Origin of the sequence: Streptomyces sp. SID13666, assembly GCF_010548325.1 — a bacterium.
In the GTDB taxonomy this organism is placed as follows: Bacteria; Actinomycetota; Actinomycetes; order Streptomycetales; family Streptomycetaceae; genus Actinacidiphila; species Actinacidiphila fildesensis.
Genome location: NZ_JAAGLX010000012.1, coordinates 131234 through 145647, shown reverse-complemented (window position 1 = coordinate 145647; position 14414 = coordinate 131234). Strand labels below are relative to the sequence as shown.

General features: G+C 71.0%; 15 protein-coding genes. 4 read left to right on the top strand and 11 right to left on the bottom strand.

What is annotated here, in order from left to right; genetic code table 11:
- Nucleotides 1–25: 25 nt before the first annotated feature.
- Nucleotides 26–1120, bottom strand: coding sequence for an NUDIX hydrolase (locus tag G3I60_RS18290; protein ID WP_164294237.1), 1095 nt, complete (start codon nucleotides 1118–1120; stop codon nucleotides 26–28).
- A 307-nt stretch (nucleotides 1121–1427) separates the two neighbouring features.
- Here G3I60_RS18290 and G3I60_RS18285 point away from each other — a divergent pair, with 307 nt between their 5' ends.
- Nucleotides 1428–1880 (top strand): DUF6069 family protein, encoded by a 453-nt coding sequence (locus G3I60_RS18285; RefSeq protein WP_164294238.1) that lies wholly within the window; start codon nucleotides 1428–1430, stop codon nucleotides 1878–1880.
- 20 nt (nucleotides 1881–1900) lie between these two features.
- On the opposite strand, the gene G3I60_RS18280 is transcribed toward G3I60_RS18285, so the two are convergent.
- The 4 genes from G3I60_RS18280 to G3I60_RS18265 form a co-directional block, all read right to left on the bottom strand.
- Complete coding sequence (locus tag G3I60_RS18280; RefSeq protein ID WP_138353863.1) at nucleotides 1901–2830, bottom strand: carbohydrate ABC transporter permease; 930 nt, start codon at nucleotides 2828–2830, stop codon at nucleotides 1901–1903.
- A complete protein-coding gene (locus G3I60_RS18275; RefSeq protein ID WP_164294239.1) occupies nucleotides 2827–3741 on the bottom strand; it encodes a carbohydrate ABC transporter permease in 915 nt (304 codons plus the stop codon). The genes G3I60_RS18280 and G3I60_RS18275 overlap by 4 nt, the downstream gene beginning before the upstream one ends.
- An 11-nt stretch (nucleotides 3742–3752) precedes the next feature.
- Nucleotides 3753–5081, bottom strand: a complete 1329-nt coding sequence (locus G3I60_RS18270; protein WP_203673225.1) for an ABC transporter substrate-binding protein — start codon at nucleotides 5079–5081, stop codon at nucleotides 3753–3755.
- A gap of 262 nt (nucleotides 5082–5343) precedes the next feature.
- Entirely contained in the window at nucleotides 5344–6327 is a 984-nt protein-coding gene (locus tag G3I60_RS18265) for an ROK family protein (RefSeq protein ID WP_138353865.1), read from the bottom strand.
- A gap of 151 nt (nucleotides 6328–6478) precedes the next feature.
- On the opposite strand from G3I60_RS18265, the gene G3I60_RS18260 reads away from it, so the two are divergent.
- Nucleotides 6479–7465: a LacI family DNA-binding transcriptional regulator gene (locus G3I60_RS18260; RefSeq protein WP_138353866.1), complete on the top strand. Its 987-nt coding sequence runs from the start codon at nucleotides 6479–6481 to the stop codon at nucleotides 7463–7465.
- 97 nt (nucleotides 7466–7562) lie between these two features.
- Here G3I60_RS18260 and G3I60_RS18255 read toward each other — a convergent pair whose 3' ends face one another.
- From G3I60_RS18255 to G3I60_RS18235, 5 genes are all read right to left on the bottom strand, one after another.
- Nucleotides 7563–8831 (bottom strand): aldolase/citrate lyase family protein, encoded by a 1269-nt coding sequence (locus G3I60_RS18255; RefSeq protein ID WP_164294240.1) that lies wholly within the window; start codon nucleotides 8829–8831, stop codon nucleotides 7563–7565.
- A 197-nt stretch (nucleotides 8832–9028) separates the two neighbouring features.
- Nucleotides 9029–9991 carry an electron transfer flavoprotein subunit alpha/FixB family protein gene (locus tag G3I60_RS18250; RefSeq protein WP_138353868.1) on the bottom strand — a complete coding sequence of 321 codons (963 nt, stop codon included), beginning with the start codon at nucleotides 9989–9991 and terminating at the stop codon, nucleotides 9029–9031.
- An 81-nt stretch (nucleotides 9992–10072) separates the two neighbouring features.
- Nucleotides 10073–10858 carry an electron transfer flavoprotein subunit beta/FixA family protein gene (locus G3I60_RS18245; protein WP_164294241.1) on the bottom strand — a complete coding sequence of 262 codons (786 nt, stop codon included), beginning with the start codon at nucleotides 10856–10858 and terminating at the stop codon, nucleotides 10073–10075.
- A gap of 186 nt (nucleotides 10859–11044) precedes the next feature.
- Nucleotides 11045–11563 (bottom strand): flavin reductase family protein, encoded by a 519-nt coding sequence (locus G3I60_RS18240; protein WP_164294242.1) that lies wholly within the window; start codon nucleotides 11561–11563, stop codon nucleotides 11045–11047.
- 240 nt (nucleotides 11564–11803) lie between these two features.
- Complete coding sequence (locus G3I60_RS18235; protein WP_138353871.1) at nucleotides 11804–12217, bottom strand: thioredoxin family protein; 414 nt, start codon at nucleotides 12215–12217, stop codon at nucleotides 11804–11806.
- 87 nt (nucleotides 12218–12304) lie between these two features.
- On the opposite strand from G3I60_RS18235, the gene G3I60_RS18230 reads away from it, so the two are divergent.
- Nucleotides 12305–12748 (top strand): DUF4395 domain-containing protein, encoded by a 444-nt coding sequence (locus tag G3I60_RS18230; protein WP_232485043.1) that lies wholly within the window; start codon nucleotides 12305–12307, stop codon nucleotides 12746–12748.
- A 141-nt stretch (nucleotides 12749–12889) separates the two neighbouring features.
- Nucleotides 12890–13645: a 1-acyl-sn-glycerol-3-phosphate acyltransferase gene (locus tag G3I60_RS18225; protein WP_138353872.1), complete on the top strand. Its 756-nt coding sequence runs from the start codon at nucleotides 12890–12892 to the stop codon at nucleotides 13643–13645.
- A 28-nt stretch (nucleotides 13646–13673) separates the two neighbouring features.
- Here G3I60_RS18225 and G3I60_RS18220 read toward each other — a convergent pair whose 3' ends face one another.
- Nucleotides 13674–14387, bottom strand: a complete 714-nt coding sequence (locus tag G3I60_RS18220) for a B3/4 domain-containing protein (protein ID WP_164294243.1) — start codon at nucleotides 14385–14387, stop codon at nucleotides 13674–13676.
- Nucleotides 14388–14414 lie beyond the last annotated feature (27 nt).

The window sequence follows — 14414 nt, the reverse complement described above, 5'->3', positions numbered from 1 at the left end:
AGCGGCGGGACCCCGTCAGGCCGGTTCACTCGACGGGCCGGCCGGCCTCCAGGTTCAGCGGGACGCCGCGCTCGCGGGCCCGCAGCGCCCAGTGCAGCCGGTCCAGCCGTACCGGGGGCAGCAGCCCCGCGGCCTCGTCCTCGGTGACGAACCGCCAGCCGCGCAGTTCGGCGCCGGGGAGCAGCAGCCGTTCGGCGTCGGCCGCGGGTATGCGTCCGCCGTCGAAGAGCAGCCGCATTCCGCCGAAGCCGGGTGGCGCCGGCGGTTCCCAGTCGACGACCAGCAGCCTCGGCACCACGGCGAGTTCGATGCCCAGTTCCTCGGAGACCTCGCGCAGTCCCGCCTGCGCCGGTGCCTCGCCCCGCTCGACGACCCCGCCGGGGAACTCCCAGCCCGGTTTGTAGGTCGGATCGACGAGCAGCACCCGGTCGTGCTCGTCGAAGAGCAGCACCCCGGAGGCGACGGTCTCCGCCGTGGGTTCCGGGGTCTGCACGATGTCGCAGCGCCCCACACCCTGGCGCAGCGCCTCGGCGATCCGCTCCGCGGTCTGGCGGGGCGTCAGCTTCGCCGTCCTGATGACATACGCGTCGGTGCTGAGCCAGGACAGCGCGTCCAGGTACTCCGGAAGGTGGTTCCCGGACCAGCGGCGCTCCGGCGCGCCGGCGCCGGGCGGCAGCGGCAGCCCGCCGACCGGTCCGCCGTCCGGTCCCTCGCCGGGGTCCGCCCGCAGCTCCTCCTCCGCCTCCTCCCGGCGGGCGAGACGCTCCCGCAGGATCGTTTCCCCTGGGTCGAGCAGCACATGTCGCACCACGATTCCGCGCGAGGCCAGACCGCCGAACAACTCGTCGCGGTACTCCTGCCGCAGCAGAGTGGCCGGGACGACCAGCACTCCCCCGACCTCCTGGAGCAGCGCGGCGGCGGTGTCGACCACCAGCCGCCGCCAGATCTGCAGGTCCTGGAGGTCGGTCACCTCCTGGAGCCGCTTCTCGGACAACAACTGGCCGAGTCCCGTACCGACGACCTCCGGATCGTAGAGAGTGCTGCCCGGCAGTAGGTCCAGCAGTTCGCGTGCGGCGCTGGTCTTGCCAGCGCCGACCGCCCCGTTCACCCAGACGATCACGGTGCCCCCTTCTCCGTAGCCCCCTACGAATTGCCCGGATCATCGCTATCGGCAAACGCGCAGTACCGGCCATCGGCTCGTACCGGCCCCCACCGACGGCCTCCCGACGGCCTCCCCACGCTCCTCTCGGCGCCCAGCCTGCACCCGCCCGTCACCCGCCCGGAAGAAAGTTCTCCCGCCGTGTCGATCCGGGGCGACCCCGTTCGACGCATGAGTAGAAGCCATGAGCAGAAGCACGGTCCGGCCGGCGCGCAGCGCCGGAGCACCCGGCCCGGACGCCGTCCCTCCCCACCTCAGGAGCAGCATCATGACCACGACCCACTCCGCGTCCCCGTCCGTGAACCGCCCCTCCGCGGCCCGCCGGCTGTCCGCCGCCGCATCGGGCCGGCGGCGGCGCGTCCGGGCCGCCGCCGTGGCCGGCGCCGTCGTCGCCACCTGCGCGCTCCGGGCCGTGGGCCACGCCGCGGGTGCGGACTTCGCGCTCGCCGACTCCATGGGCAGGACCGTCATCAACCTGCCGGTCGTGGCCGTCTTCAGCCTGCTGTTCGCACTCCTCGGCTGGGGCGGCCTGGCGCTGCTGGAGCGCTTCACCCGGCACGCCCGCACCGCGTGGACCACGCTCGCCACGGCGGTGCTGCTGCTGTCGCTGCTGCCGGTCCTCGCCGAGGAGGCCACGACGGCGACCAAGGTCGCGCTGTGCCTGGTGCACGCCGCCGTGGCCGCGGTCCTCGTCCCGGCGCTGCGCCGGACCACCCGCTGACCGCCGGGCCCGCTCCCGCTTCACCCCTTGTTCGCGCCGAGGGTGAGGCCCGCGATGAACTGCCGCTGCAGGATCATGAAGACCAGGATCGTGGGCAGCGCGACCATGACCGACCCGGCCGCCAGCAGGTTGTAGTCGGTGAAGAACTGTCCGCGCAGGTTGTTCAGCGCCGAGGTGATCGGCAGTTTGTCGCCGGAGGACATGAAGACCAGCGCCCACAGGAAGTCGTTGTACATCCAGGTGAACTGCAGCGTGGCGAGCGCCGCGACAGCCGGCCGGCACAGCGGCAGCGTGATGCGCCAGTACTGGGTCCAGACGCCCGCGCCGTCGACGATCGCCGCCTCGATGATCTCCATCGGCAGGGTGCGCATGAAATTGGCGAGAACGAATACGCAGAAGCCGGTCTGGAAGGCCACCTGGACGGCGATCACGGCCCAGTAGGAGTCGTACATCGTCATCGAGTCGGACATCCAGTACGGGAGCGGAATCCGGTTGAAGAGGGCGTACAGCGGGGTCACGATCACCTGCTGCGGCAGCAGGTTTCCCGCGGTGAACATGACCAGCAGGAAGACCCGGCCCCTGAGCTGGATCCGGGACACCGAGAAGGCGACGAAGGAGGCGAAGAACAGCGTGAGCAGCAGCGCGGGCACCGCGATGATCAGGGAGTTGACGAAGTACTTGCTCATCTCCCCCTCGGTGAACGCCTGCCGGTAGTAATCGAACGACAGATGCCGCGGCAGGGAGAAGTACCCGTACTTCGCGGTCTCCTGGTAGGGCCGCAACGAGGCGTAGACCGCGAGCAGCAGCGGGGCGAGGAACGCCAGCGACACGGCCATCAGGAACGTGTGGAGTCCCAGACGCGCGGGCCGGACCCGGCGCCGGTCCCGCGAACCGCCGGTGGCGGCCTTCGCGTGCTGGTGGGAGGGCCGGGCGGCAACGGCGGATGTCATGGCTTCCTCTCCTCGCGCATCTCCTGGACCAGGTACGTCACGATGAATCCCAGCGAGATGGTGAGCAGCACCACCGCGATCGCCGACCCGAAACCGATCCGGCTCGCTTCGCCGATGATGTTGTCCGTGACGAGCACGCTGAGCAGTTCCAGGCCGTTGCGACCGTGGTTGACGGCGTAGACGATGTCGAACGCCCGGAGCGCCTCGATGACGGTGATCACCACGACGATGACGTTCACCGGCCGCAGCGCCGGCAGCACGACCCGGAAGAACGCCTGCACCTCGCTGGCCCCGTCGATCGCCGCGGCCTCCTTGAGGGCCGGGTCCACCGACTTCAGCCCGGCCAGGAAGAGGATCATCACGTAGCCGGTGTGCCGCCAGGCCGCGGCGAGCAGGATCGCCCAGATGTTCAGCGAGGGGTCGCCCAGCCAGTCGGTCGGGTTGTCGGTGTTCGCCAGGACGGCGTTGAGGGCGCCCTGGTCGCGGGAGAAGACCAGCTGCGCGATGAAGCCGACGACCGCCAGTGAGAGCACGACCGGCATGTACAGGGTGCTCTGGTAGAAGCGGCTGAAGCGGATGTTCTTGTCCAGGAGCACCGCGAGCAGCAGCCCGAAGGGGGTGGCGATCAGGCCCAGGAACCCCAGCCAGAGCAGGTTGTTGCGGGCCGCCCGCCAGAACGGCGGATAGTTCGTGAACAGGTCGTGGTAGTTGCGGGTGCCGACCCAGTGGATGCTGCCGACGCCGTCCCAGCTGGTGAACGACAGCCCGATGGAGGCGAACGTGGGGCCCCAGATGAGGCCGATCTCCAGCAGGACGGGTATCCCGAGCAGCACACCGAGGACGGCGAGGTCGCGGGGGGAGAACCTCCGCGGACCCCGCCGTCCGGCGCGCCGCGTGATGATCTGCGGCACAGCCTGTACTCCTAGTCCGCGGCGGCGAAGATGGACTTCTTCTGCCTCTCGATGCTGTTGACCAGCCCGTCGATGTCGTCCGGCTTGTTGATGAACGTCTGCAGCGCGGGGATCATGACGGTCGAGGCGAAGTCCGGGCGGGTGTCGCGGTCCAGGTACTGGGATATGTGTTGGGCGCCGGCGACCAGTACCGCGGACTTCTTCTGCAGTTCGGTGTACTTGGCGGTGGAGGCACCGGAGTTGACACCGACGTTGTTCGGGTCGCTCGCGAGATAGGAGTCCTCGGCCGCCGGGGTGGCCAGGTACGTGAGGAAGTTCCGTGCCGCGTCCTTGTTCTTGGCCTTCTTCGACATCAGGAAGCCGTCGATGGGTGCTTCGACCGAGTCCTGCCCGTGCGCCGGATCGATCTCCGGGAAGGGGAAGAAGTCCAGGTCCGCGTGCTCGGCCTCGGGGAACTGGGTGCCGGGGTGCGGCAGTCCGAAGACCGCCATGCCGGTCTTGCGCTGCTGCAGGCTCTGCCCCGCCTCCTCCCAGGTCCGGCCGTTGGCGCCCTTCTGGTGGTAGGGCATCAGGCTGCGCCAGAGGTCGAAGACATGCTTGACCTTGGGGTCGGTCCAGGACTCCTTGCCGGCCATGAGCGAGGCGTGGAAGTCGTAGCCGTTGGCCCGCAGGTTGATGTAGTCGAACGTGCCCATCGCGGGCCAGCCGTCCTTGTCGCCGAAGGCGATCGGCGTGAGCCCGTCCTTCTGCATCTGCCGGGCGAGCGCGGTGTACTGGTCGAACGTCTTCGGCGGCTGGTAACCGTGCTGCTGGAAGAGGCTTTTGCGGTGGAAGACGGCCCACGGGTAGTAGTAGTACGGCACGAAGTACTGCTTGCCGTCATGCCCGGTGGACTGCGCCTTGAGCGCGTCGGAGAAGCCCTTGAATCCCGACCACACATCGCTGATGTCGGACAGCAGGCCCTTTTCCGCGAAGAACTGCATCCGGTTGCCGGCGAACCACATGAAGACGTCGTCCGGGCTGCCCTGCAGATAGCGGTTGATGTTCTCCTGGAAGGTGTTGTGGTCGACGGTGTTGACCTTCACCGTCCGGCCCGACTGCTGCTGATAGGCGTCAAAGGCCGACTGGAACGCCGTCTTCGGCACGGCGTCCGACGCGTTGGAACCGAGAGTGACCGTCTTGCCGTCCCCGGAGGGACCGCTGCTGCAGGCGGCGAGCAGCGAGGGAAGGGTGACCGCTCCCGCGCTGATCGCCGTGCCCCGTAACAGACTTCGGCGGGAGATCCGATGTCCGGACGCTTCCCCGACTGTGGGCCGACCACTGAACGATGACTGCGCCATGTCCCCCTCCTCGTGGGTGGAACTGAACACAACCGAACGCGAGCGGTGCGATCCCATCGCCAAGAAGAGGCGGTGTCAAGGTTTCTGACCGGATGACCGGCAACAGCTAGAGGATCTCGCCTCACCAATTTCAACCATTGTTCAACACAAACAATCGCCATTTCCCGTGGAATGACGCTGCGTCACTCCGGGCGGAGCCGAATCCGGGACGATATGTCCCTACTCCGCAGGCGCCGCGTACCGCCAGTCATCGGAGCGCTGGTCACCCTTCCAGGGCGAACTCCGGTGAGAACTCGGCCAGTCCGAGCACCTGGGCGGCGGCCGCCGCGGCGCCGACCAGACCCGCGTCGGTGCCCAGCAGCGCCGGAACCACCTCGATCCCGGCGGCGAACGACAGAGTCGCGTAGCGCGCCAGATGCGCGCGCAGCGGGCCGAAGAGCACGTCTCCCGCGCCGGCCACCCCGCCGCCGATCACCACGACCCGCACCTCGACGAGCGTCGCGGTGGCGGCGATCCCGGCCGCGAGCGCCTGCGCGGCCCGGTCGAAGGAGGCCAGCGCGACCGGGTCGCCGGCGCGCGCGGACTGCGCCACGGCGGCGGCCGTCGGCTCGGCGCCGCCGGCCGGCACCCAGCCGTTCTCCAGGGCCCGGCGGACGATGTTCGGTCCGCTGGCCAGCCGCTCCACACAGCCGCGCGATCCGCACGGGCAGGAGTCGCCGTCGAGGTCGACGCTGATGTGGCCGATGTGGCCCGCGTTCCCCGTGGGGCCGGGCAGCAGGGCGCCGCCGAGCACCAGCCCGCCCCCGACGCCGGTGGAGACGACCATGCAGAGCGCGTTGTCGTAGCCGCGGGCGGCGCCCAGCCAGTGCTCGGCCGCAGTCATCGCGACGCCGTCGCCCGTCAGGACGACCGGAAGCGCGTCGGCCGCCCGCGCCACCCGCTCGACCAGCGGGAAGTCACGCCAGCCGGGAACGTTGACCGGGCTGACGGTGCCCCGCGAGGCGTCCACCGGGCCCGCGCTGCCGATGCCGACGGCCACCACCCGCCGCCATCCGCCGTCCAGGCGCAGCTCACCGAGGACCTCCCCGACGGCGCGCATCACCGTCTCCCCGTCCTGCTTGGCGGGGGTCGGCCGCAGCGCGCGGACGAGCAGCCGGCCGCTCGCGTCGACCAGAGCGCCGGCGATCTTCGTTCCGCCGATGTCCAGTGCGGCAATCAGCGAGCCTGCGGCGCGGTCGGAGTGCATCGGGTTCCGTTCTCCCTCTCATTGGCCGGATACCCGCACGTGACGCGGGGTTAGGAGTAGTGTTTCCTTTCGCTGACAACGTTGTCCATTCATTGCGGCAAGGAATATCGCGACAGTGACCCATACCCCGGGGCATACCCCCCGCCCCACCATGAAGGACGTCGCGGCGCGGGCCGGAGTCGGGCTCAAGACGGTCTCCCGGGTGGTCAACGAGGAACCGGGGGTCACCCCGGACACCATTCAGCGGGTCCGGGAGGCGATCGACGCCCTCGGCTTCCGGCGCAACGACAGCGCACGGCTGCTCCGCACCGGACGCACGGCCAGCATAGGGCTGGTGCTGGAGGATCTCGCCGACCCCTTCTACTCGCCGCTGAGCCGGGCCGTCGAAGAGGTGGCCCGCGCGCACTCGACCCTGCTGTTCACCGGTTCCAGCGCCGAGAACGCCGAACGCGAGCAGGAACTGGTCCTCGCGTTCTGCGCCCGCCGGGTGGACGGGCTGGTCGTGGTGCCCGCCAGCGACGACCACCGCTATCTGGAACCGGAGATCGACGCCGGTGTCTCCACCGTCTTCGTGGACCGGCCGGCCGGCGGCATCGACGCCGATGTCGTCCTCAGCGACAGCGCGGGCGGCACCCGTGAGGGCGTCGCCCATCTGATCGCACACGGCCACCGCAGGATCGGCTTCATCGGCGACGAGCTGCGGATCCACACCGCGAACGAGCGGCTGCGCGGCTACCGCGAGGCGATGGCCGCCGCGGGGCTGCCGGTGAGCGAGGAGTGGATCTCGATGGGCCCCACCGCGCCCGAGCGGGTACGCGCCGCGCTGACGGCGATGCTGGCCGCTCCGGAACCGGTCACCGCGCTGTTCGCCGGCAACAACCGGGTCACCGTCACCGCGGTGCGGGTGCTCCTCGGCGAGGTGCGTCCGGTCGCCCTGGTGGGGTTCGACGACTTCGAGCTCGCCGACCTGCTGCGCCCCGCGGTCACCGTGATCGCGCAGGACGCCGTCGGACTGGGACGGGCGGCGGCCAAGCTGCTCTTCCGCCGGCTGGACGGCGGATCGGACAAGCCGCGCCGGATCGAGCTGCCCACCCGGCTGATCGTGCGCGGCTCGGGCGAGATCCCGCCGGCGCCGTAGCCGGCGGCCCCGGTGCCCGGCCCGGAACCGCAGTGCCCGGCCGGGCGCCGTCAGGGCGCGCCGGCCGGGCACGGTCGGTGGGAGGCTCCCCCGGGGCTCAGCGGCCGGCCAGGGCGTCCAGTTCCGCACGGCCGAGCCCGGTGCGGGCGGTGACCTCTTCGAGGTCGACGGCGCCGCAGTCCAGGCCGCGCAGCAGGTAGCCGCTGAGCGCCTTGGCGGTGGCGGGCTCGTCCATCACATCGCCGCCGGCCTTGGCCACGTACGCCGTGAGCCGGGCCGCGGCGGTGTCGAGGCCCTCGCGGTAGAAGGCGTAGACGGCGGCGTAGCGGGTGGGCAGGTGGCCGGGGTGCATGTCCCAGCCCTGGTAGTAGGCGCGGGCGAGCGAGCGGCGGACGAGGCCGTGGTGGAGCCGCCAGGCGTCGTGCACCTGGGCGGTCGGACCGACCGGCAACACGTTCGTGGAGCCGTCGGAGAGCCGGACGCCGGTGCCCGCCGCGGCGACCTGCATGACCGCCTTGGCGTAGTCGGCGACCGGGTGGTCCATCGATTGGTAGGCGGCGCTGACCCCACAGGAGGCGCTGTAGTCGAAGGTGCCGTAGTGCAGTCCGGTGGCGCGGCCCTCGGCGGCGTCGATGAGGCGCGGCACGGTGGCGGTGCCGTCGGGGCCCAGGATCGACTGGGTCGTCTCGATCTGGATCTCGAAGCCGATGCGGCCGGGCGTCAGGCCGTGCGCCTTCTCGAACTCCTCGCAGAGCCGGACCATCGCGGTGACCTGCTGCGGGAAGGTCACCTTCGGCAGCGTCAGCACCAGCCCGTCCGGCAGGCCGCCGGACCGCATCAGGGTGCTGAGGAAGATGTCCAGGGTGCGGATCCCGCGGTCGCGGACCGCCGCCTCCATGCACTTCATCCGGATGCCGATGTACGGGGGCGCGGTCCCGTCCTCAACCGCGGCCGAGACGATCCGGGCGGCGGCCACGGCCGCGGCGTCCTCCTCGGCGTCCGGGCGCTGGCCGTAGCCGTCCTCGAAGTCGATCCGCAGGTCCTCGACGGGCTCGCGCTCCAGCTTGGCGCGCATCCGGTCGTGGACCGGCCCGGCGAGCTCGTCGCTCAGGCCCAGCACCCGAGCGAGGGCCGCCGCGTCCGGGGCGTGCTCGTCGAGCGCGGCCAGCGCCTGCCGGCCCCAGCTGCGGACGGTGTCGGCGGTGAAGGCGTCGGCGGGGACGTAGACGGTGTGCACCGGCTGCCGGGTGCCCGGGTCCCCGGGGTAGCGGCGGGCCAGCTCCGCGTCGGTCGCGGCGAGCGAGGCACCGATGCCCTCTCGTACCGCGTCCGCCAACGTCGTGCCGACCGTCTCACCCTGCGTCATGTGCCAGCCTCCCGAACTTCAACAAACCGTTGAAGGGAAGCTATCCGCGCCGCAGGACCGGGTCAACACCCGGACCGGCCGGATGTCGGGGTAAAACGCGATTTCCTATTCTTTCCCGGCCCTGCGGACCTGGCGGAACGCACGACGGCCCCCGCACGCGCCAGGCGTGCGGGGGCCGTCGGAGGCGTTCCTCGGGATCAGCCCTTACGGGCGGTGATCTCCTCGGTCAGCTGCGGGACGACCTGGAACAGGTCGCCGACCACGCCGTAGTCGACCAGGTCGAAGATCGGCGCCTCGGCGTCCTTGTTGACCGCCACGATCGTCTTCGAGGTCTGCATGCCGGCCCGGTGCTGGATGGCGCCGGAGATGCCGTTGGCGATGTAGAGCTGCGGCGAGACCGACTTGCCGGTCTGGCCCACCTGGTTGGTGTGCGGGTACCAGCCGGCGTCCACCGCGGCACGGGACGCGCCGACGGCCGCACCGAGCGAGTCGGCGAGCGCCTCGATGACGTGGAAGTTCTCGGCGCCGTTGACACCGCGTCCACCCGAGACCACGATCGCGGCCTCGGTCAGCTCCGGGCGGCCGGTGGACTCACGCGGGGTGCGCGTGAGGACCTTGGTGCCCGTGGCCAGCTCGCCGAAGGAGACGGCGAGCTGCTCGACCGTGCCGGCGGCCGGGGCGGCCTCCGGCGCGGCGGAGTTCGGCTTGACGGTGATGACCGGCACGCCGGTGGTGATGCGCGACTTGGTGGTGAACGACGCGGCGAACACCGCCTGTGTGGCGACCGGGCCACCCTCGCCCGGCTCGACGTCGGTGGCGTCGGTGATGATGCCGGAGCCGAGGCGCAGCGCGAGGCGGGCCGCGATCTCCTTGCCCTCCGCGGATGACGGCACCAGGACGGCCACCGGCTCCACGGCCTGGGCGGCGGCCTGCAGCGCGTCCACCTTCGGTACGACGAGGTAGTCGGCGAACTCGGCCGCGTCGGCGGCCAGCACCTTGACCGCGCCGTACTCGGCGAGCACGGGGGCGGCGGTGTCGACACCGGCGCCGAGGAAGACGGCGACGGGCTCGCCGATCCGGCGGGCCAGGGTCAGCAGTTCGAGAGTCGGCTTGCGGACGGCACCGTCCACGTGGTCGACGAGGACGAGGACTTCACCCATGGGTACGGTCTCCTGCGAAATCTGTAGGGGCGGGGGCGGATGGGTCGCGGCTCAGATGAACTTCAGCCTCGCGAGGCTGCTCTAGATGAACTTCTGCTCCGCAAGGAAGGCGGCAAGCTGCTTGCCGCCCTCGCCCTCGTCCTTGACGATCGTGCCGGCGGTGCGCGCCGGGCGCTGCGTGGCCTCGTCCACCGTGGACCAGGAGCCGGCGAGGCCGACCGTGGCCTCGTCGATGTCCAGGTCGGACAGGTCCAGGGACTCCACCGGCTTCTTCTTGGCGGCCATGATGCCCTTGAACGACGGGTAGCGGGCCTCGCCCGACTGGTCGGTCACGGAGATCACGGCGGGGAGGGACGCCTCGAGCTGCTCGCTCGCCGCGTCGCCGTCACGGCGGCCGGTCACCTTGCCGTCGGCGACGGACACCTCGGACAGCTGGGTCACCTGCGGGACGCCGAGGCGCTCCGCGAGGATCGCCGGCAGCACGCCCATGGTGCCGTCGGTGGAGGCCATGCCGCACACGACCAGGTCGAACCCGGCGTGCTCCACGGCCTTGGCGAGCACCAGCGAGGTACCGAACACGTCGGTGCCGTGCAGTGCGTCGTCCTCGACGTGGATGGCCTTGTGGGCGCCCATCGACAGCGCCTTGCGCAGCGCGTCCTTGGCGTCCTCGGGACCGACGGTCAGTACCGTGATCTCGGCATCGTCGGCGGCGTCGGCGATCTGCAGCGCCTGCTCGACCGCGTACTCGTCGAGCTCGGACAGCAGACCGTCAACGGCGTCGCGGTCAGTGGTCAGGTCCTCGGCGAAGTGACGGTCGCCCGTGGCGTCGGGCACGTACTTCACACAGACAACGATCCTCAAGCTCACGCCTGCTCTCCTACTGCTTAGTCTCGTCAACTGCCCTTGCAGGCAGCATAGGCGCCTTAGCGGGGTGGCCCCCCACCGGCACGCACCAGCGTTCCAACAGAAGGTTACTCGCCAGTACACCCAGCTCCTCACCCGTAAGCAAGGGTGATGAACTGTGACGTTGCCGACGCCACGGTCCGGAACGGGTCAGTGGCGCAGCCCGTTGAAGCCGCCCTGGTGGTAGAGGAGCGGGCTGCCGGGGCCCGTCGGGTCGCCCGCGACGGCCTGTGCCACCACGATCCGGTGATCGCCCGCCGGGATACGGGCCAGCACGCGGCAGACCAGCCAGGCCGAGACCTCGCCGAGCACCGGCACACCGTGCGGCCCCTCGCGCCAGTCGGTGGCCGGGCCGAACCGGTCGGCGCCGCTGCGCGCGAAGGTCGCGGCCAGCGCTTCCTGGTGGTCGCCGAGCACATGGACGCCGACGAACGGGACCTCGGACAGCGTGGGCCAGCTGGAGGAACCGGTACTGATGCCGAACGAGAGCAGCGGGGGTTCGGCCGATACGGAGGTGAGCGAGGTGGCCGTGAAACCCACCGGCCGGTCGCCGGCCGCGGTGATCACGGCGACCCCGGCCGCGTGGCGGCGGAACACCGAGCGGAAGACGGTCGGGTCGAAGCCGGCGGCGGTGCCGGGAAGGGTGCCGAGGTCGGTCAGGGCAGTCATGGAGTTGTCCTTCTGGAGCGGTCGGGCCGGAGGCGAATGGTCGTCTGGGGCGCTCAACAACTCGGACAGCGCGCACTCGAATGGCGACCGAGATCGACATCCGCGCGCGTGTGAAGAAGGGGGTCTCGCGACATAACGTCAGAGTGACGATGGCAGACGGGCTCCGTCAAGAGCGGCCCGGGATTTGGGATCCCCATCACAAGATCACCGGTCCGGATGCGCCGGTCCGCGGGCCGGCCGTCACACCGCGGCGCCGAGCGCCGCGATCACGTCCACCTTGCGCGGCTGACCCGCCGCCCGGCGCACCACCGCTCCGCTCGCGTCGAGCACGAGGACGGTCGGGGTCTTCAGGATCGCCAGCCTGCGGACGAGTTCCAGATGGGCCTCCGCGTCGATCTCGACGTGGGTCACCCCTTCCACCATGGTGGCGATCTCGTCGAGCGTCCGCCGGGTGGCCCGGCACGGGGCGCAGAAGGAGCTGGAGAACTGCACCAGCGTGGCGCGCGCACCGAGCGGCCCGCCGATCTCGGCAGCCGTCAGCCGCTCCTGGCCGTCCTTCGTCCGCACCCGAATCCTCCCGTTCCGGCGCTGGTGCACCAGGCCGAACGCGCTCGCCGCCGCGAGGACAGCGAGGCACACCACCAATCCCGTCATCGTTTCCTCCCGCAGCGGTGCAGCGTTCACGGGACCGCAATGATTCCCGTGGGGCCGGGTGCGCCCCGGTCCGGGATCATCGGCTCCATGAACGCGATGAATGCCGCGAACGCCGCCCCCGCCTCGAGCCTCGATGTCCGCGGGCCCCGCTTCGGCGCCGTCCTCACCACGGTCGTCCTGGCCGCCGTCCTGGTCACCGGGAGTGGCTGGCTGCTGGCCGTACAGGCGGTGGTCTTCGCGACCGGTGCCGCGGCCGGCGTGCGGCGCTCCCCCTACGGCTGGCTGTTCGCCACCGTCGTACGGCCCCGGCTCGGGCCGACGCAGGAGACCGAGGACCCCGCGCCGCCGCGCTTCGCGCAGGCCGTGGGGCTCGTCTTCGCGCTCATCGGTCTGGTCGGCTACTTCGCCGGACCGCTGTGGCTGGGTATGGCCGCGACCGGCTGCGCGCTGGCCGCGGCGTTTCTCAACGCTGCCTTCGGGTACTGCTTGGGGTGCGAGATGTATCTCTTGTTCCGGCGTGCGACGGGGTGACGTGACGAGAATCTCGCGGGATCGTGGGCACGCAAGGTGACACGGGGCACGTTGTCGGTGCACGATCCATCAGCGACCGGAACCTACGGGCGCGTAACTTCCGCCGGGAGAGCCGCCCCCGGAGAGAGCAGGTACCCGGACATGGCTGAACTCGTCTATCCCCCGGTCATCGGCGTTGCCCGCACCATGTTCCGTGTGCAGGGGCTGCGCTTCGACATCGGCGGCACGGAGAACGTACCGCGCAAGGGCGGAGCGCTGCTGGTCTCCAACCACATCGGCTACCTGGACTTCGTCTTCGCCGGTCTGACGGCGCTGCCGAACAAGCGGCTGGTCCGCTTCATGGCGAAGGACTCGGTCTTCCGGCACAAGGTGTCGGGTCCGCTGATGCGGGCGATGAAGCACATTCCGGTGGACCGCTCGGAAGGTATGCACGCGTACGCGCACGCGCTGGACGCGCTGCGGGCCGGCGAGATCATCGGGGTCTTCCCCGAGGCCACCATCTCGCAGTCGTTCACCCTGAAGTCGTTCAAGTCCGGCGCGGCGCGGCTCGCCGAGGAAGCCGGCGTACCGCTGCTCCCGATGGCCCTGTGGGGCACCCAGCGGCTGTGGACCAAGGGGCACCCGCGCCATCTCGGCCGCAACAAGTTCCCCATCACCATGCGGGTGGGCGAGCCGATGCGGGCGAACGAGGGCGAGAAGCCGGGCGCGCTCACCCGGCGGCTGCGGATGCGCGTCCAGGAGCTGCTGGAGGACGCGCAGCGCGCCTACCCGGGCAAGCCGAGCGGCCCCGACGACCGGTGGTGGCTGCCCAGCCACCTCGGCGGCACCGCGCCCACCCCGGAAGAGGCCGCCGAGCTGGACCGTGCGGACCGCGACGAGCGGGCGGCCAGGCGCTGACCCACCGCGCCACGGCGCCCGGCCGGGCTCAGTCCGCCTCGCGGACCGTCACCTCGGCCGCGGGGCTCAGCAGACGCAGTCCCTCGGCGAGCTCGCCCGCGGCGGTGTGCAGCTCGTCGAGCGGCATCGGCGCGAGGCGTTCGAGCAGGAAGACGGCGTTGACGGAGTCCTCCGTCAACCGGGTGCGGACGCCCTGACGCCAGTTCCAGCGGCGGCAGGTGACCCCGGTGTCGTCCTGCCAGACGACCTCGCCGGGCTCGGGGTGCTCCACGACCGGCTCGCCACCGGCCGCGGTCTCGAACTTCTCGTCGCCGCCGGCCCGCACCAGCCGCATCCCGCCGAGGATGTGGTCGGTGTCCTCGCCGCCGACCGGCACCAGATGGGCCACGCTGACGGCGTTGTAGAGGTCGACGAGGAGATTGATCCTCGGCAGCCCGCCGTCGGCGAGTGCCCGCCTGGCCAGCGCCTCGGCGGAGTTGCGGGTGCGGGACGGCTTGGCGCCGAAGGCGGTGTACACGTCGCGCCAGGCCGCGATGTGCGGGTCCTCGTGCGGGGCGCGGCCGGCCAGCCGCGCGGTGAGCCGGCGCACGGCGTCGTCGAGCAGCGCGGAGCTCGGCTCGTCGCTCGGCCCGTTGGTGAGGCCGCGGGCCTCGACGATGAGCGGGACGAATCCGGGTACGAGCTCGTGCACCTCGGGGGCCACGGTGATGTTCAGGGGCTGAGCGGGGTTCGTCGGGGGCATCGCAGACCTTGGTTCCTTGACGGGGAC